The following is a 16,565-nucleotide window of genomic DNA, read 5'->3' on the forward strand; positions in this document are numbered from 1 at the left end:
AAAAAACGCCCCGGGCGGGGCGTGGTGACAGGCTTCAGTAAGCCGGGTGCCGGCAGGCTAGAACAGGGCCGGCTGGGTGCTGTCGGCAAGCTGGTCGGCTTTCTTCAGGACCAGCCATACGTTGCGCTCGGTCATCTGGTACTTGCGTGCCAGCTGGTTGGCGGCAAACAGGGCGGCATGTTCCCGCGTCATCGCGTCGAACTCGGCGCGGATCATGCGGTCGCGCACTTCGCGCATGGCTGCCGCACAGCGCGGAATCGCCAGCACCTCGCCGCCAAAATGGCGGGTCAGGATGTCGGCCGCCTCGACGCCGACCACTTCGGCCAGCGCGTCGTAGCGGATCTGTCCGTCGCGGCGCTTGTTCTTGCTGACCGGGAAGGTGGTCCCGCCCCAGGCCTCGATCAGGCTCAGCGTGCGCGGCAGGCCGATCAGGGTGGCGATCAGCCGGGCCATTTCCGGCAACAGGTATTCGACTTGTTCCAGTTTCATGCCGGTTGCCTCCCGGGCCGACAGGTGACGGCCACCGATGCCGGATGACGTGTCATGTGCTTTCCTTTTGATATGGGCAGTGGGAAACCGGCCGGGCATGACCGGTTTCATTGTCCTGCGCAGCTTAGGCGGTCACGCCGGCGCTAACCCGGTGGGTGATTTCATCGCCTTCGCCGATGGTGACCCTGTCACGCGCCGGCGATGTCGAGCGGGATCGGCCGGTACTGGTCGCTGTCGCCGATGCGTTCGTACACGCGGATATAGCTGCGCGAGCACTGCACCCGTACCGAGTCGTTCAGCGCGTCCATCGCGCGCTGCCACTTGGTGTCGTGGATATCGAGCCGGCGCAGGCTGAGAATGCGGCCGGTACTGATCTTGCCTTCCTTGTCGACATTGAATGCGTCGTTGATCAGCGCGCGGATTTCGCTGCGCGCACCGGCAGTCCATTCGTGGACGCACTCGTCGATCAGCGCCTTGGCGGCCTGCAGTCCCTCGTCGAAGGTCAGCGTGTCCTGGACGGCACGCTGGACCTTGTAGCGGCCGTCGAAGCCGACCAGCGACACATTGCCCTTGGCACCGCCGACGCGGGCGTCGTAGCGCTCGGCCGACAGCTCGATAAAGGCGCCGATGTCGGCGAACACGCCAGCCTTGAATGCAGCCAGGGCCTGGCTGAGGGTGCGGGCCCGCTCGACGATGTCGTCGACCAGTTCATCGCGGGCCAGGTCGATCGGCTTGATGGCTTCCAGCGGGATCAGGCGGCCTTTGGCGTCCTGCTTGTAGCCGTGCGGAATGGCATTCATGGTTTGCTCCGTTGTCGGTTCGTTGTCGATTCGTCGGGGGTGGGCGTTTCCAGCCAGGTCACCCGGCAGCCGTCGATATGGATGCTGAACAGCTCGCCGATGCCAGTACGGCGGCGGGTCACGCAGCTGGCCTGCCGGCGCAGCCGCCGGCCGTCGACGGCGGCGACAACCAGGGTCAGTTCGTCATCGAGGCCGGTGGCCAGCACCGGCACGCCGAGGGTGCGCAGGTGGCGCAGTACCCGGTTCTGCAGGCCCAGCCGTGCAGTCACGCCAGCGTCGAGGATGCGGTTCGGGGTGCTCATCCGGCCTCCCCCCGCCCGCGCCGGCGTGGTGCGTCACCGGTGTACAGCGGCCGTTCGCCCCATTGCGCGCGGTCGACTTCGTCCCAGCCCTCGACCAGCGCCGTGTCGTACACATTGACCAGGTTGACCGACACCCGCCGCACCGAGCCGTGCGCCAGGGCGACCAGCTGCGCCAGCAGGTCATCGGCGACGCGGATGTCCGGGCAGTAGCTGTCGGCCAGCCGGCGCGCATCGTCATGGCTGACCGGAGCGGCCGGCAGCCAGCGCAGCACCCGGCCATGGAAGCGCTCGTGACGCTTCAGCTTGTGCGGCAGCCGTTCCTCGCCGACCAGCAGCAGGCTGGACTGGCTGCCTTCGTAGATGTCGCGCACCAGCTCGATCATCACGTCGCGGGTCGCCGCATAGTCGAACTCGTCCAGCACCAGCGGGCGGCGGCTGGCGACCAGCTGCTCGCAGATCTGGTCCAGCAGCTGGGTGGTGCGGCCGACCGGGCGGATGCCCATTTCCTGCAGGATTTTTTCCAGCAGATCCTTGCGTGCCCAGCTGGAACGCAGTTGCACGTAATAGGCACGGGTGCGGTTGGCCACCGCCAGCGTGGCCGTGGTCTTGCCCCAGCCGGACGGGCCGTAATAGACCGCCAGCCCGGGCAGGCCGTCCTGACGGTGCAGCAGTTTTTCCATGACCACCGCGACCAGGTCGAGGCTGGAAATGGCGGCGATGCGGTTCGGTGCGCAGGGATTCATCGGCGCGGTCCTTTCTTGTTCGGTGTACCGGGGGCCGGCTACGCGGTGGCGTCGCTGTGACCGGTCTGCTTCATCACGTTGAATTCATGGCTGCGGGCATAGCTGGCCAGCCACCTGGCCTCCCGCGCCGTCAGCGGCGTACCGTCAGCGGTGCGGGCCTCCAGCATCAGCCAGGCGCGATAGCGCAGGGCCGGTGTCGGCGGCACGCTGAAGTCGTCGCCGGCCGGCGCGGGGGCAAGCCGGCGCGGCGCGGCTTCGGCAGCGGGCACGTCAATGGCATCGAGCCGCTCGAAGGCGCCGGCGATGTCGCGTCCGGCCAGCCCGGGCAGTACCGGTGCCGTGACCGGTGCCAGTGCCGCCCTGCCGTCACGCTCGGCCTCGACCGCATCACGCCGCTCGTCGAGCCGGCGCAGGGCGGCCTCGGCACGTGCCGCACGCTTCTGCTCGATCACCGGCCGGGCGAAGTACGCGGTCCGGTTGGCATTCCAGTCGGCATGGCAGACAAAGCGGCCATCGGGCAGGTACACCCACACCCGCTCGGCTTCATGGATGTCGTAGGCGACCTGTACCGACTCGCCATGCAGCTCGGTCAGCGCGGTGCTGAAATAGACGTTGTTGAACAGCCGCACCTGGCCCCGGTCCACCGTCCGCTCCAGCCGCGGACGGAACAGGCGTTCCAGCGTGGCATCGTCCTCGCGCTGCGCCTGCCAGCCGCGCTGCTCGAAACCGGTCCAGACCGCATCCGGGCTGCGCTTTTTCAGACTGGCGTGCGGGCGGGCGTTGTACTCGGCGACCCGTTCGCCGGCGAAGGCCAGGAAATCGTCCCAGCCCATCATCGGCAGCCGGCCACCGTGGCGAACCGCGGCGCGGGTGATGCGGAACTGGCGCTGCCGCGCCTGCCGGTCCATGTCGGCGCCGATATAGCTCGGCAGTTGTTTGGCCGCGCTGACCCACAGCGTCTGGTGCAGCCGTTCGATCACGCCGCGGGCCTGCGAGTTGTAGGCGACCGAGTGGCTCATGCTGATGCCGAGCCGGCCCATCAGGCCGGTGCCCTCGTCCTTCATCAGCGCGTTGACGTAGCCGGAGCCGTTGTCGACGTAGAAGATCGCCGGCGTGCCGGCCTGGCCGACCGCCATCCGCAACGCGTCCAGCACGGCCAGCCCCGACTCGGCCAGGTCGATCGACCAGCCGACCACCCGCCGGGTGGCGATGTCGATAATGCTGGTGATTTCCGGCCGGAACGGTCGCCCGGTCAACGGATGCTGGACCTCGGCATCGAAGCAGTGACCGTCGGCACTCCACACGTCGTTCGGCAGCAAATCGGCAAAGTCACGACGGACGAACGGCTGCAGGCGCTTGAGTTCACGCGCTTCAAGCCGGCCGGCTTCGCGGCTGACCGTGCCCAGCTTTCTCAGAAAACGGCGTATCACATGGATGCTCGGCAGTTCGCGTTCCGGGTCCTGTGCCAGCTGCCCGGCGACGAACAGCCGGTAGGCGAGTTCGACCGACGGTTTCTGCGGCTGTTGCCAGTGACCGAGGAAATCCCGCGCCCACCACGGCAGCGACAGGTCGGTCTGGCGCACCTTCGGCGCCAGCTGGCAGGCTTCGCGGCGGGCAAACCAGCGCTTCAGCGTGCGGATGCCGGGCAGCCCGTCGCCATGGCGACGACCGCGTTCGTCGCAGGCCCGCTTCAGCATCGCCACGGTCAGTGCGTCGGCCTGCCCGGTCTGCACGCTGGCCAGCAGGTGCTGCATGGCGCGCTCCTTGCTGAGTCCGCAACTGCCCATCAGCCGCTCGATGGCCGTCAATACGCCCATGCGCGCGGCTTCCACGCCCTGCTGGCGGCCGGTCAGCGAAACCGGTTCGCGCAGCGCCGGTTCCTGCCATGCCGGCGCCGGTGCCACGACCGGCCCCGTCGCCAGCAACTGGCGGGCAACCCGGGCCCGCAGGCAGTCACGCGCCCCGATCGGCAAGGCATCCAGCGCATATTCCCGTCCGCCGCCGCGGCCGGCGCGCTTGCGCGATGCCCAGCCTTCCCGCTTGGCGAGCAGCTAGTTGCCGCGCTCGGTTGCCGGCAGTCCCGGCAGTTTCAGTGCCGCCAGTTCCGCCGCGCTGTAATGGGTCTTGATGCTGACCGGCGACGGGGGGGCGGGCGACTTCAGGCACGCTGGCATGGCAGCGGCTCCTTGCCCGGGAATGCAATCGGGGTTGTTTTCGGACTTTTCGGTCTGCAAACGTCATCAACCGTGGTCGAAAGCCCACTTTCGGGTGCGCCAAGTTGATGAGTTTCCTCAGTTCTCTCAGAAATGCGTGACAAAACTGGCTTAAAATGTCGCCGTTTGTATCGGCTTGGCCAGATCGATTCCGGCGCAACCCCGATCGCGGTCGCAATGATGCGTTCTGCCTTCGGCCACGGGCGATCCAGCGCTGCTTTCAGTGTTCCCGCACTCAATGCGCTCTGCCGGGACAACTCCCGCAATGACCAGCCCTCCTTGTGCAGGGCTGCGACGATGTCCGCCCGATGCCAGTCGTGGGCGGGCTTTTTTGGCGGGTGTGATGCACTCATGGATGACTCCTTTCGGGTGAGTTCATGAGCGCATGCTAACCCCAGAAGAAACACACAACAACCGCTTTTGAGATATTTCTGTCTTTTTTCGGGGTCGTTTGCAACACTAATCGAGGTTTAAATGGCGAATACTTATTCGAATCAGGCGGTTGACGCAAACCCCGAACGGGGTGTCGTCGCCAAAGAGTCGATTCTGGGTTCCTACGGCAAACCCCGAATGGAGTTCCCTGTTTTGGGCGACCGTATCCGTGTCGTGCGCGATCAGGTCGCACACATGTCCCGCGACGATTTCGCGCAACAATTGCAGATGACGCGCAGTTCGCTGCAGCTGTATGAGGATGGCAAGCGCGAGCCGAAGCCGTCGCTGCTGCGGGCGATGGCCGCGCAGTTCAATGTCGATCCGGGCTGGCTGCTGACCGGTGAAGGCGCGATGCTGCGCGGGGCGCCCCTGCCCGAGGCCGAGCAGTGTCTGTGCCTGGACACGCTGGGCAGTCCGGTCGATCTGGACGAGTTCGTGTTCGTCCCCCGCTACAATCTGCAGGCATCGGCCGGGCACGGTGCGGCGAGCGACGGCGAGAAGCCGGTGTTCACCATGGCGTTCCGCCGCTACTGGATCGTCAACTACCTGCATGCGGACCCGCACGACCTGTCGGTCATCTCGGTCAAGGGGGATTCGATGGAGGGGGTACTGAATGACAAGGACGTCATTCTGATCAACCGCAGCGATACCTCTGCAACCAGCGGCCTGTTCGTGCTGCGCATCGACGGGGATCTGGTGGTGAAGCGCGTGCAGCGGCTACCCGGTGGCACACTGGAAATCTCCAGCGCCAACGAGGCCTACAAGCCGTTTTCGGTCGACAGCCACAACCCGCCGGACGATTTCTCCATCATCGGCCGCGTGGTCTGGTTCGGACGCCAGATCGCCTGAACGATGCGGGCGGTGTCACACAGCGCGTCAAAACCGCGCCGGCACCGCCCCGCCCGCGCCAGACACCGCCCGCCCCCGATCCGCCGCAACCCGCGCCACGACAGGCCCGGACAGATCCGGGCGCTATGGACGGGGAGTGACAGACAGGTGAGCAGCCCACATCAGGCGAAACGCATCGACAGGTCGATGGCCTGTACGTCCTTGGTCAGCTTGCCGATGGAGATCCGGTCGACGCCGGTTTCGGCGATGGCGCGCAGCGTGTCGGCGTTGACATTGCCGCTGGCTTCGAGCCGGGCACGGCCTGCGGTCAGTGCCACGGCGGCACGCAGACCGTCGGTATCGAAGTTGTCGAGCAGCACCAGGGTTGCCCCGGCTTCGAGTGCCTGCTCGAGCTCACCCAGCGTTTCCACCTCGATCTGCACCGGCACCGTGGCCGGCACCGTGGCGGCTGCCAGTGCCAGTGCCTCGCGGATGCCGCCGGCAGCGGCAATGTGGTTTTCCTTGATCAGCACACCGTCGTACAGGCCGATGCGCTGATTTTCGCCCCCACCGACGCAAACGGCGTACTTCTGCGCCAGGCGCAGGCCCGGCAGGGTCTTGCGCGTGTCGTAGACCCGGGCCCGGGTGCCGGCAACCAGGTCGGCATGCCGGCGGGTCGCGGTCGCGGTCGCCGACAGCAACTGCAGGAAGTTCAGTGCACAGCGCTCTCCGCTGAGCAGGCCACGGGCCGGCCCGTCCAGCTCGCACAGCACCGTGCCGGATTCGACGCGGTCGCCATCGGCAACCCGCCACACGATGTGCACGGCCGGCTCGACCTGGCGGAAGCACTCGGTGAACCAGGCGATGCCGGCGATAACGGCCGGTTCCCGGGCCAGTACCGTGGCATGGCCCTGCGCGTCGGCGGCAACCAGACTGGCCGTCCAGTCACACGCGCCGATATCCTCGGCCAGCGCAGTGGCAACATCACGGGCAATCAGGTGGGCGGCAGGCAGGACGGGCATGGGAAGCGACTCCGGAAACAGGGCGGAAAGAGGCCGAGTCTAGCCGCGTCGGCGCCCCGCCGCCAGCATGCTACTCGTTCGGCGGGCGACGCAGCAGCGTCAGGGTCAGCGTGAGTTCGCCCTCGTCATCATCGCTGGAACGCACGCCCTGCAGGCTCAGCTCGGATGGCAGCAGCACGCTGATGCCATGGCCGACCCCGACCTTGCTCCACGTCCGCTCCAGCCGCTTGAACACCCGTTGCGCCGGCAGGCCGGCATCATGGTCGAGCGCAAAGCCATAGGACTCGGCCGCATTGTCCAGTGCCTGACTGACGTGCTCGCGCGGCACGAATTTCTCGGCCATGGCCGCCACCTGACGCGGCGACACATCGGTTTCCTCACGGCACAGCGTCAGCACCTCGTCCTTGAAGCGCGCCTGTGCGGACGGGTCGTCAATGTCATCTGACAGCTGGTCAAGCACTTCCACCATCATCTTGCTGCTGGAGCCGGTATCCGGCACGCGCAGCGCCTTGAGGAAATCGTCGAGCCAGAACTTGGTCTGGTTGCCAAGCCGGTCGACGGCATAGACCGTCGGCCCGTTTTCCAGAATCAGCGCCCCCTTGTCGATCAGACGCGGGTTGATCCCCGACGCATGCGACACATCGAACACATTGGCCGACTCGATCACGGTCAGAAAATCGTCACGGACCTCGGACTTGAACACGCCCAGACCACGCTGGGTGCCTTCGCCATAAGGCAGGCCGTTGAACAGGATGACCAGCAGATCCCCCTCGCGAATGTTCGGATGCTGCGAATGCGCCTGCAGATGCCTGGCGATCCGCTGTGACACGGCCAGGAAATCCAGCTCGCCACGGAAGAACTGACGGGTGAAATGATAGAGCTCGTTCTGGTTCAGATCGGACTCGTGAAAAAACTGGTACTTGCGCTTGTCGGAGACGATCCCCTTCAGGTAGCCCGCCAGAATCAGGTCCGACACCGCCTCGTCAACCTCGGTGGCCCGATCGGACAGCTGCAGGCGCTCTCCGCGGGACAGGTTGCCGACACGATGCACTGCCAATCGCTCTACGCTGGGTTCGTCCATGTTGCTGTACTTCCTTGGTGTGATCGTTGCAAGGCGCAATTATTCCCAGCACGAGGCCACTTGACAACACGACCGTGCCCACAGGAGCCGGGCACCACCACGCGGGGAAGGAAAAGTGATGGCGCCGGCCGGATATTGGCACCGGTTTTTTTTGAATTCTGTTTTCGCGTGAAATTCAAATAGCGGTTATCCATTAGCCTCATGACATAAAATCTCAAGCGAATCAAGATTACCGCCCACGGCAAACAGAAACGCATGCATAATTTGCCAGGATTGCAAAACCCGTTCCAGCCGTGGATGATCAATCAATCGCGTCGCTGCACAGCCCGTCGCACCATGCCAAAGATTCTTCCTGAAATACCCGCCCCCGCGAAAGCAGCGGGAATACATGACTGCATCAGTGAACCACACCGCCAAAATATGCAGCCATCCAGATTGATTCGTACCGCCATCCTGCTGATGGCACTCCTTGTCCCCGGCCTGGGCCAGAGCCGGGAGGCATCGCCGCAAGCGGCGCATGCCGATGCCTCCCCGGCCCGGGCCACCGTCGCGCTCAATCAGGCCGATCAGGCCTGGCTGAGCAGCCACGGCCAGAAAATCGTGGCCGGGCTGGTGCCCAACGACCTGCCCCCCTTTGATCTGGTCGACTTTGAAGGCAGATACCGGGGCATCAGCGTCGACTACCTCGAAGCAGTCGGGCGCGAACTGGGAGTGAATATAGAATGGCGGCCATATCCATCCCGGACACAAATGAAAGCCGCGCTGCGCAATGGCGAAATCGATGTCGTGACCACCGCACACATGCGCCAGGAAAACCAAGACATTCTTTATTCACACAATTACATTCCCAACAAGCTGGCTATCGTCGAGCGATCCCCGGCACTTGCCCGGCATGATGAAAACACCGCCCCCACACTCGCTTTCGTCCGTGAGCACATACAGCCCGGCCAGTTGAAAAAATACTATCCCGACTGGCGTCATCAGCCCTACCGGGGAATTATCGAGGCATTGCAGGCCGTTTCCTTCGGCGACGCCGATGCCTATATCGGCAACATGACGGTCTCCAACTACGATATTGACCAGCTGCAATTGCTGAACCTGAAAATTACCAATTTCGCCGCTTTCGACGAGGATGGTTTTTCCTTTGCCGTCAGCAACCGCCAGCCCGTACTGCTGGACATGGTCAACAAGGCGCTCATGGCCCTGCCCTCCACATTCCAGGTGGAAGCACGCGCACGCTGGGAGACGTTCGCCAACCACATGCAGCCGATCACGAAGGTACAGCTGTCGGCCGCGGAGAAGAACTGGATCAGCCTGCACCCGGTCGTCAGCTACGCCGGCATCAGTGACATGCCACCCTTCATCTTCCGCGGAAGGGATGGCCAGCCAGCCGGCCTGTCGGTCGACGTGATGAACCTGATCGGCGAACGCACCGGTCTGAAATTCACCGGCACGCTGTACGATACCCAGGCCAGGGCGCGGGAAGCGCTGGCACAGGGCAAGGCCCAGTTGCTGTCCTCGATGTACGAGATGCCACCGGACAAGCACCTGCCACTGCGCTCGCTTCCCTACCTGAGCGACCTGATGGTCATCGTTACACGCAAGGGCGAAGCGCACCTGCGCAATATCGGCGCCCTGACCGGCAAGACCGTTGCCGTGATGACGATGAATCCGCTCCACGACACGCTGCGCCGACAATACCGGGGCGTCACCGTCCACCCGGCCAGTTCGGCCAGGGAAGCACTGGAGCAACTGGCCAACGGCAAGGTGGATGCTGCCATCGTCAGCATCTCCATCGCCAATTACCGTCTCAACCAGTTCCATCACAACCGCCTGGTCATCAGCGGCACCGCCGGCGATCTGCCGCGACCGATCAGCCTCGGCATTGCCCCCCACCACCCGGAGCTGCTGGATATCGTCAACAAGGCCATCATCAGCCTGTCGCCCAGCGAGCTTGAGTCGCTGCGGCATCGCTGGCTGACCAGCCGCCCGCATCCGGAATCGAGCTGGGACCGCTACAGCGACCTGCTGTTCTATGCGGCGGCGGTCGTCGTTGCCGCCCTGCTGATGATCCTGCTGTGGAGCCACTCCCTGAAACGGGAGGTCCGCCGCCGGAAAAGCGCGGAGCGCACATTGCGCGACCAGCTCGCCTTCCAGTCCACCCTGCTCGACAGCATCCCGCAGCCGGTGGTCGTCCGCGACCTGGAAGGCAAGCTGCTGAGCTGCAACCGCTCGTACCTGTCGTTCAACAAGCGCCCCGGCTCGGCGCTGGTCGGCCGCCGCCTCGATGAAGTGCCCGACCTGACCATCGACGATGCCTCGGTACGCCTCATCATGGCGCTGTACCGCCAGTCGCTGGAAGAAGACCGTCCCATTTTCCGGGACGTGCAGGTCACCCGGTTTGGCCAGCAGATCGACCTGCTGTTCTGGACGACCCCGTTCTATGCTGCCGACGGCCGTCAGCGCGGGCAGCTGGGCGGCTGGCTCGACATTACCGAACGGGCCCGGCTGGCAAAGGAACTGAAGGTCGCCAAGGATGCGGCGGAAAGTGCGGACCGGGCCAAATCCACCTTCCTGTCGACCATGAGCCACGAGATCCGCACACCGATGAACGCCATCATCGGCCTGCTTGACCTTGCGCTGCGCCAGCCGCCACCACCGGACAAGCTGCGCGAGACGCTGGATACCGCCTGCCATGCCGCCCGACAGCTGATGGCACTGCTGGACGATATCCTCGATGTTTCGAAGATACAGGCCGGCAAGCTGGATCTGGCTCCACGCCCGGTCGAGCTCGGCACGCTGGTTGACAGCACGGCCCGGGTCTTTCACGGACTGGCGCGCCAGAAGGGGCTGGCGTTCGACATCGATGCGGATCCGACGCTGGCCTGCTGGGTCATGGCCGATCCGGTACGGCTGCGTCAGATCATCACCAACCTGATGTCCAATGCGATCAAGTTCACCCATTCCGGCGGCATCAGGCTTTCCAGCAGCCTCCAGCCGCAGGGATCGGGCCAGGTACAGCTGAGCGTCAGTGTCATCGACAGCGGCGTCGGCATCGATGCGGCCGAGCAGGCCGGTCTGTTCCAGCCCTTCGTCCAGTTGCCGAGCCGCGCCCATTGTGGCGGCACCGGACTGGGTCTGGCGATCTGCAAGCAGCTGATCGATCTGATGGGGGGCGAGATCAGCATGGCAAGCACGCCGGGCAAGGGCACCACCGTGTCGTTCCAGGTCAGGCTCGATATCGCGCCACGACCGGCAGTCCAGGCCGAGCGCCCGGACCAGAATGACGGCCAGATGGTGGAAGGGCGGTTTTCCGGCCTGCGCGTCCTGATCGTTGACGATCACCCGGCAAACCGTATCGTGCTCCGCAACCAGCTGGAGTATCTGGGGTGCCGGGTCGTCGAGGCCATCGATGGTCAGGACGGGCTGGACAGGTGGCGCGCCGACGAATTCGACCTGCTGATAACCGACAGCTACATGCCCCGCCTGAGCGGCGAGGCCCTGACCCGCACCATCCGGGCCGACGAAGCACGCCAGGGGCGCGCAGCCATGATCATTATCGGCCTGACGGCCAACACCCAGCCCGAGAGTCTGCGCGATGCGACGGATGCCGGCATGACCATCTGCCTGTCAAAACCGGTCGACATCGACATGCTGGTGGACATCATTTCGGAGCAGTTGCCTGCCCACCCAGCGCATCCTTCGGCCGACGCCGTCTCGCTGGACCGGCTCGACGAGACCTTCCATGGCAACCGGCATGCCGAACGGACCTTTCTGGCCCAGTGGCGCGACAGCAACGATGCCGACCTGGCCCGCATCGGGCAGGCATGGCGGCAACAGGATTTCCGCGCGCTCGGCGAGCTGGGCCATCGACTGAAGGGCCCTGCCCGGCTGATCGACTATCCGGCTTTCATCGATGCCTGCGAAGCGGTCGAACAGGCGAGCGCGTCCGGCTCACACCCGGCGATGACCGAAGGGGTTGCCCGACTGCAGCAGGTCGTGCTCACCCTGAACGCAAAAATCCTGGAGCGGCTCTCGGTGCTGGACCGGGCGGAGGGCTGATGCCCTGCCGCCCATTGCGCAACGGGCGGCAATGGCGTAAAGAAAACCATCACCACCCACGTCCGCACCATGTCCGACTCCCTCTCCGTTGCCGCCCGCCTGCTCTCCGACCGCCGCCGCAGCGGCCAGCCCGGTCCCCGGTTGCCCCCGGACTGCCGCCCGGCCGATGCCGACAGCGCCCTGGAGATCCAGGAAGCGGTCATCGCCCGGCTCGGCGAGCGCATTGGTGGCTGGAAATGCGGTCTGCCTGGCACCGAACAGCCGATTGCCGCCCCCATCCATGCCGGCGACTGCCACGCAGACAGCCCGGTCCCGGTCCGTGGCAACAGCGTGCAGGTCGAACCCGAACTCGCCTTTGTCCTGGCCCATGATCTGCCGGCGCGCTCCGTTCCCTACCGGGAAGCGGAAGTGGATGCCGCCATCGGCAGTATCCACCTGGCGCTGGAACGGGTCGGCAGCCGTTACCTGCCGGCGGAAGACACGACGTTCCCGGAACGGCTGGCTGACGGTCTGAGCAATGAAGGCCTGGTTATCGGTCCCGCCGTCGGAATGACCCTGGCCCGTCGTGCCGCGACCTTTCCGCTGCAGGTCGCCTGGGGCGGAAAACCACGGCTGGCACTCGACGCCCGTCATCCCGCGGGCCTGCCACAGGCGCCGCTTTACTGGCTGGTCGAGTTCCTGCGCAGCCGCGGCCGGACGGTCCGGGCCGGTCAGCCCGTCATCACCGGTTCCTATGCCGGTGTGGTGACGCTGCCGGTCGCGGAGACCCTCACCCTCCGCTTTGGCGAGCTGGGGGTGCTGACCGTCCGTTTCGAATCCGCTCAGTAGCGCGTGCCGCGCGCCATTTCGACAAAGAACCCGGCGCCGTAGCCCAGCGCCTGGTCATTGAAGTCGTAATGCGGATTGTGCAACGGCGCGACATGGGCGTCCCCGTCGACCCCGAGCCACATATAGGCGCCAGGGCGCCGCTGCAGCATCAGCGAGAAATCCTCGGAGGCCATCGACGGCACGCAGTCGAACTCGACCGCCCCGTCTCCCACCACCCGGCGTGCGGCAGCAATGGCCAGATCGGTCTCCCGCGAGGTGTTGACCGTCGGCGGATAGCCATCGATATGACGCACATCCGCCGTGGCGCCGAAAGCGGCGGCAGTATTGCCGGCAATTTCGCGAATCCGCCGTTTCGCCAGCTGGCGGTCCACTTCACGCATGGCGCGGACGGTGCCGCGAATGACGGTGCTGGCCGGGATCACATTCCACGCATCGCCACCGTGCAACTGGGTCACGGTCACCACCAGCGCCTCATGCGGATCGATGCTGCGGCTGACGATGCTCTGCAGGCTGGTCACGATCGTCGCTGCACACAGCAGGCTGTCTACGCCCTTGTGCGGCTGCGCGGCATGGGCCCCCGTGCCGCTGACGATGATCTCGAACGTATCCAGTGACGCCATCATCGGCCCGGGATTGATGGCGAAATGACCAAGCTTCAGCCCGGGCCAGTTATGCAGTGCATAGACGGCATCGCATGGAAAACGGTCGAACAGCCCGGCCCGGATCATCTCTCCCGCGCCGCCGGCCATTTCCTCCGCCGGCTGGAAAATGAAATGCAGCGTACCGCAGAAATCACGATGTCGGGCCAGATGCGCCGCCGCCCCCAGCAGCATGGCGGTATGGCCGTCATGCCCGCAGGCATGCATGCATCCCGGATGGGCAGAACGGTAATCGAAGGTATTTTCTTCACTGATCGGCAGCGCATCCATGTCGGCACGCAGCCCGATCGACGGGCCGGCACCATTGCGCAGGGTACCCACCACGCCGGTCCCGGCGATATTGCGCTCGACATCGAGCCCGAATTCAACCAGCTTTTCCGCAACCAGGCCCGCCGTGCGGTATTCGTCAAAAGCCAGTTCAGGATGGCGGTGGATCAGGCGCCGCCAGGTTTTCATCTGTTCAAGCAGATCTGCGTCGAGGGTCATGCGTGCCTTCGCCAGGAAACCGGTAGTACATATCAGTGTGGACAAGCCGCATTGCCAGTGTCAATCCGGACCCGCCCCCCACTTGTCCTGATACAAATCCGCTAGCCGATCAGGCGCGCCGACAGGGTAAGGGTCGCATTCAGCAGTTTAGAGACCGGACAACCGGCTTTCGCGGCATTGGCCGCGCGGTCAAAAGCCTCCGGGTCCCCGCCGGGGATACGGGCCACCACGTCCAGGTGCACGGCCGTGATGGTGAAACCGCCGTTCCCTTTCTCCAGCGTCACCGCTGCCCTGGTCTCGATGCTGTCCGCCACCATGCCGGCATCGCCCAGTTGCAGCGACAGCGCCATCGAGAAGCAGCCGGCATGGGCAGCACCGATCAGTTCTTCGGGATTGGTGCCGGGCCCGCCTTCGAAGCGGCTTTTGAATCCGTAGGGCGTCTCCTGCAAAACGCCGCTCTGGGTCGAGATCGTACCCGCGCCATCCTTGATGCTGCCATGCCATTTTGCCGATGCCGTCTTCTGCATGAGAGCGCTCCTGAAGGGGGAATGGAAGGCGCGGCAGGAATGCCGCGCACTCTCGTTGTAGGCGACAAGACGACGATAGACCAGCGGCAGTGTCAGCGACCGGTCACGGCACAGGCAAGAATGCGCAGCATGGCGGCGGTGGCACCCCAGACAAAGTGGTCGCCGTGGCTCAGCGACAGGTAGTGGCGCAGACGGCCGTCGCGCTCGATGGTATGCCTTTCGTACTGGCGTACATCCAGCACCCTGTCCAGCGGCAGCTCGAAGATCTCCGCCACCTCGCCCGGCTGCGGCACCAGCCCGGCCGGCGGCAGCAGCAGGCCGACCACCGGCGTGACGGAGAAGCCGGTAATGGTCACATACGGAGGCAGCTCGCCGACCAGTCGCACCAGGTGCGGCGCCAGCGCAATTTCTTCCTGCGCCTCGCGCAGTGCGCAGGCGACGGCATCGACATCACCGGGCTCGCGTTTGCCGCCCGGGAAGCTGATCTGCCCGGCATGGTGGCGCAGCCCCTCGGTACGCCGCGTCAGCAGCACACCCGGCCCGTCCGGACGCCAGACCAGCGGCACCAGCACCGCAGCAGGCCGTGCGTCGGCATCGTGGTGACGATCGGGGATATCGCCGGCCTGCTGGCCTGGATCGAAGCGGGCAAGACAGTCGGACAGCCAGCGCGCGGCGTCCGGCAGCGCGGGAGGCAGAATCAGGGAGGGAGGCATCGTCACGGGATTGTCGGTCTCGAATCGGGGACCTGCGCATGCCGGCGCAAAAAACGCCGGGCGACAGGCACCCGGCGTTTTTATCACATCCGCAACCGTTCCACGCGTTCAGCGACGCATCGAGTCGAAGAACTGCTGGTTGGTCTTGGTGCTCTTGAGCTTGTCGAGCATGAACTCCATCGCCTCGATGTCGTCCATCGGGTACAGCAGCTTGCGCAGCACCCACAGGCGCTGGAGCTGGTCCTGCGGCAGCAGCAATTCCTCGCGGCGGGTGCCGGAGCGATTGATGTTGATCGCCGGGAAGATCCGCTTTTCCGCCATGCGGCGGTCCAGGTGGATTTCCGAGTTGCCGGTGCCCTTGAATTCTTCGTAGATCACATCGTCCATGCGGCTGCCGGTATCGATCAGCGTAGTGCCGATGATGGTCAGCGAACCGCCCTCTTCGATGTTGCGCGCCGCACCGAGAATACGCTTCGGGCGTTGCAGCGCATTGGCGTCCACACCACCGGTCAGCACTTTGCCGGAACTCGGCACGACGGTGTTGTAGGCACGGGCCAGACGGGTGATCGAGTCGAGCAGGATCACAACGTCCTTCTTGTGCTCGACCAGGCGCTTGGCCTTCTCGATAACCATTTCGGCGACCTGGACGTGGCGGGTGGCCGGTTCGTCGAAGGTCGACGCCACCACTTCACCCTTGACCGTCCGGGTCATTTCCGTCACTTCTTCCGGCCGTTCGTCGATCAGCAGCACGATCAGGATCACGTCCGGATGGTTGGCGGCGATCGCATGGGCGATATGCTGCAGCATCACGGTCTTGCCGGACTTCGGCGGAGCAACCAGCAGGCTGCGCTGACCACGGCCGATCGGCGCGACCAGGTCGATGACGCGACCGGTGATGTTTTCTTCGCTCTTGATGTCGCGTTCCAGCGACATCCGCTCGGTCGGATGCAGCGGCGTCAGGTTTTCGAACAGGATCTTGTTCTTGGCCTTGTCCGGGGTCTCACCGTTGATGCGGTCGACCTTGACCAGCGCGAAATACCGCTCGCCTTCCTTCGGCATGCGGATTTCACCCTCAATGGTGTCACCGGTATGAAGGTTGAAGCGGCGGATCTGCGACGGGCTGATATAGATATCATCCGGGCCGGCCAGATACGAGGTATCCGGGGAGCGCAGAAAACCGAAGCCGTCGGGCAGGACTTCAAGCGTGCCATCGCCAAAAATGCTTTCGCCTTTCTTGGCCTGGTTTTTCAAAAGCGCAAAGATGAGATCCTGCTTGCGCAGGCGGTTCGCGCCTTCGATTTCGAGTGAAGCCGCCGTCTCGACGAGTTGGCTGACGTGCTGATGTTTAAGGTCGGAAAGATGCATAAAGGGTGAGTGCAC

Annotated in this window: 15 protein-coding genes and 1 pseudogene; 3 read left to right on the top strand and 13 right to left on the bottom strand. The window is 64.8% G+C overall.

What is annotated here, in order from left to right:
• Positions 1-57: 57 nt before the first annotated feature.
• From Q352_RS19930 to Q352_RS24020, 7 genes and pseudogenes are all read right to left on the bottom strand, one after another.
• A complete protein-coding gene (locus Q352_RS19930) occupies positions 58-489 on the bottom strand; it encodes a Mor transcription activator family protein (protein ID WP_036385411.1) in 432 nt (143 codons plus the stop codon).
• A 188-nt stretch (positions 490-677) separates the two neighbouring features.
• On the bottom strand, positions 678-1,289 hold the full coding sequence (locus Q352_RS0105050) for a DUF3164 family protein (protein WP_028498392.1): 612 nt from the start codon (positions 1,287-1,289) through the stop codon (positions 678-680).
• Positions 1,286-1,591, bottom strand: a complete 306-nt coding sequence (locus Q352_RS0105055; protein WP_028498393.1) for a hypothetical protein — start codon at positions 1,589-1,591, stop codon at positions 1,286-1,288. Before Q352_RS0105055 ends, Q352_RS0105050 begins: the two co-directional genes overlap by 4 nt.
• Positions 1,588-2,334, bottom strand: a complete 747-nt coding sequence (locus Q352_RS0105060) for an AAA family ATPase (protein WP_028498394.1) — start codon at positions 2,332-2,334, stop codon at positions 1,588-1,590. The genes Q352_RS0105055 and Q352_RS0105060 overlap by 4 nt, the downstream gene beginning before the upstream one ends.
• Positions 2,335-2,372: 38 nt before the next feature.
• A complete protein-coding gene (locus Q352_RS19935; protein ID WP_244879556.1) occupies positions 2,373-4,385 on the bottom strand; it encodes a Mu transposase C-terminal domain-containing protein in 2,013 nt (670 codons plus the stop codon).
• Complete coding sequence (locus tag Q352_RS24265; RefSeq protein ID WP_276324984.1) at positions 4,386-4,508, bottom strand: hypothetical protein; 123 nt, start codon at positions 4,506-4,508, stop codon at positions 4,386-4,388. It lies immediately after the preceding gene.
• A gap of 134 nt (positions 4,509-4,642) precedes the next feature.
• Positions 4,643-4,900 (bottom strand): annotated as a pseudogene (locus Q352_RS24020) (helix-turn-helix domain-containing protein); the annotation flags it as partial.
• A 217-nt stretch (positions 4,901-5,117) separates the two neighbouring features.
• Between Q352_RS24020 and Q352_RS0105070 the strand changes: the two are divergent.
• Positions 5,118-5,828 carry an XRE family transcriptional regulator gene (locus tag Q352_RS0105070; RefSeq protein WP_051528694.1) on the top strand — a complete coding sequence of 237 codons (711 nt, stop codon included), beginning with the start codon at positions 5,118-5,120 and terminating at the stop codon, positions 5,826-5,828.
• A gap of 161 nt (positions 5,829-5,989) precedes the next feature.
• Here Q352_RS0105070 and nadC read toward each other — a convergent pair whose 3' ends face one another.
• Together nadC and Q352_RS0105080 are read right to left on the bottom strand one after the other, a co-directional pair.
• Positions 5,990-6,829 carry a carboxylating nicotinate-nucleotide diphosphorylase gene (gene nadC / locus Q352_RS0105075; protein ID WP_028498396.1) on the bottom strand — a complete coding sequence of 280 codons (840 nt, stop codon included), beginning with the start codon at positions 6,827-6,829 and terminating at the stop codon, positions 5,990-5,992.
• Between the two features lie 70 nt (positions 6,830-6,899).
• The gene (locus Q352_RS0105080; RefSeq protein WP_036385278.1) at positions 6,900-7,910 is read right to left on the bottom strand and encodes a nucleoid-associated protein; all 1,011 of its coding nucleotides are present in this window, start codon (positions 7,908-7,910) and stop codon (positions 6,900-6,902) included.
• A gap of 459 nt (positions 7,911-8,369) precedes the next feature.
• Between Q352_RS0105080 and Q352_RS0105085 the strand changes: the two genes are divergently transcribed.
• Positions 8,370-11,972 (top strand): transporter substrate-binding domain-containing protein, encoded by a 3,603-nt coding sequence (locus Q352_RS0105085; protein WP_158537416.1) that lies wholly within the window; start codon positions 8,370-8,372, stop codon positions 11,970-11,972.
• A 69-nt stretch (positions 11,973-12,041) separates the two neighbouring features.
• Complete coding sequence (locus Q352_RS0105090; RefSeq protein ID WP_028498399.1) at positions 12,042-12,800, top strand: 2-keto-4-pentenoate hydratase; 759 nt, start codon at positions 12,042-12,044, stop codon at positions 12,798-12,800.
• Here the strand turns inward: Q352_RS0105090 and Q352_RS0105095 are convergent.
• The 4 genes from Q352_RS0105095 to rho all read right to left on the bottom strand — a co-directional run bounded on the left by Q352_RS0105095 (position 12,794) and on the right by rho (position 16,550).
• Positions 12,794-13,945 carry a M20 aminoacylase family protein gene (locus tag Q352_RS0105095; RefSeq protein ID WP_028498400.1) on the bottom strand — a complete coding sequence of 384 codons (1,152 nt, stop codon included), beginning with the start codon at positions 13,943-13,945 and terminating at the stop codon, positions 12,794-12,796. The genes Q352_RS0105090 and Q352_RS0105095 overlap by 7 nt on opposite strands.
• Positions 13,946-14,046: 101 nt before the next feature.
• Positions 14,047-14,472: an OsmC family protein gene (locus Q352_RS0105100; RefSeq protein WP_028498401.1), complete on the bottom strand. Its 426-nt coding sequence runs from the start codon at positions 14,470-14,472 to the stop codon at positions 14,047-14,049.
• Positions 14,473-14,564: 92 nt separating this feature from the next.
• Positions 14,565-15,185 carry a CoA pyrophosphatase gene (locus Q352_RS0105105; protein WP_051528695.1) on the bottom strand — a complete coding sequence of 207 codons (621 nt, stop codon included), beginning with the start codon at positions 15,183-15,185 and terminating at the stop codon, positions 14,565-14,567.
• 108 nt (positions 15,186-15,293) lie between these two features.
• Positions 15,294-16,550, bottom strand: a complete 1,257-nt coding sequence (gene rho, locus Q352_RS0105110) for a transcription termination factor Rho (protein WP_028498403.1) — start codon at positions 16,548-16,550, stop codon at positions 15,294-15,296.
• Between the last annotated feature and the right edge of the window lie 15 nt (positions 16,551-16,565).

This window comes from Microvirgula aerodenitrificans DSM 15089 (genome assembly GCF_000620105.1).
GTDB lineage: Bacteria > Pseudomonadota > Gammaproteobacteria > Burkholderiales > Aquaspirillaceae > Microvirgula > Microvirgula aerodenitrificans.

Excerpts from the sequence above, each read along its gene's own strand:
- Q352_RS0105055 (WP_028498393.1), bottom strand. The coding sequence starts at position 1,591 with ATGAGCACCCCGAACCGCATCCTCGACGCTGGCGTGACTGCACGGCTG.
- Q352_RS0105070 (WP_051528694.1), top strand. The coding sequence starts at position 5,118 with ATGGAGTTCCCTGTTTTGGGCGACCGTATCCGTGTCGTGCGCGATCAG.
- Q352_RS0105060 (WP_028498394.1), bottom strand. The coding sequence starts at position 2,334 with ATGAATCCCTGCGCACCGAACCGCATCGCCGCCATTTCCAGCCTCGAC.
- Q352_RS19930 (WP_036385411.1), bottom strand. The coding sequence starts at position 489 with ATGAAACTGGAACAAGTCGAATACCTGTTGCCGGAAATGGCCCGGCTG.
- Q352_RS0105050 (WP_028498392.1), bottom strand. The coding sequence starts at position 1,289 with ATGAATGCCATTCCGCACGGCTACAAGCAGGACGCCAAAGGCCGCCTG.
- Q352_RS0105100 (WP_028498401.1), bottom strand. The coding sequence starts at position 14,472 with ATGCAGAAGACGGCATCGGCAAAATGGCATGGCAGCATCAAGGATGGC.
- nadC (WP_028498396.1), bottom strand. The coding sequence starts at position 6,829 with ATGCCCGTCCTGCCTGCCGCCCACCTGATTGCCCGTGATGTTGCCACT.
- Q352_RS0105090 (WP_028498399.1), top strand. The coding sequence starts at position 12,042 with ATGTCCGACTCCCTCTCCGTTGCCGCCCGCCTGCTCTCCGACCGCCGC.
- Q352_RS0105080 (WP_036385278.1), bottom strand. The coding sequence starts at position 7,910 with ATGGACGAACCCAGCGTAGAGCGATTGGCAGTGCATCGTGTCGGCAAC.
- rho (WP_028498403.1), bottom strand. The coding sequence starts at position 16,550 with ATGCATCTTTCCGACCTTAAACATCAGCACGTCAGCCAACTCGTCGAG.
- Q352_RS24265 (WP_276324984.1), bottom strand. The coding sequence starts at position 4,508 with ATGCCAGCGTGCCTGAAGTCGCCCGCCCCCCCGTCGCCGGTCAGCATC.
- Q352_RS0105095 (WP_028498400.1), bottom strand. The coding sequence starts at position 13,945 with ATGACCCTCGACGCAGATCTGCTTGAACAGATGAAAACCTGGCGGCGC.
- Q352_RS0105105 (WP_051528695.1), bottom strand. The coding sequence starts at position 15,185 with ATGCCTCCCTCCCTGATTCTGCCTCCCGCGCTGCCGGACGCCGCGCGC.
- Q352_RS0105085 (WP_158537416.1), top strand. The coding sequence starts at position 8,370 with ATGGCACTCCTTGTCCCCGGCCTGGGCCAGAGCCGGGAGGCATCGCCG.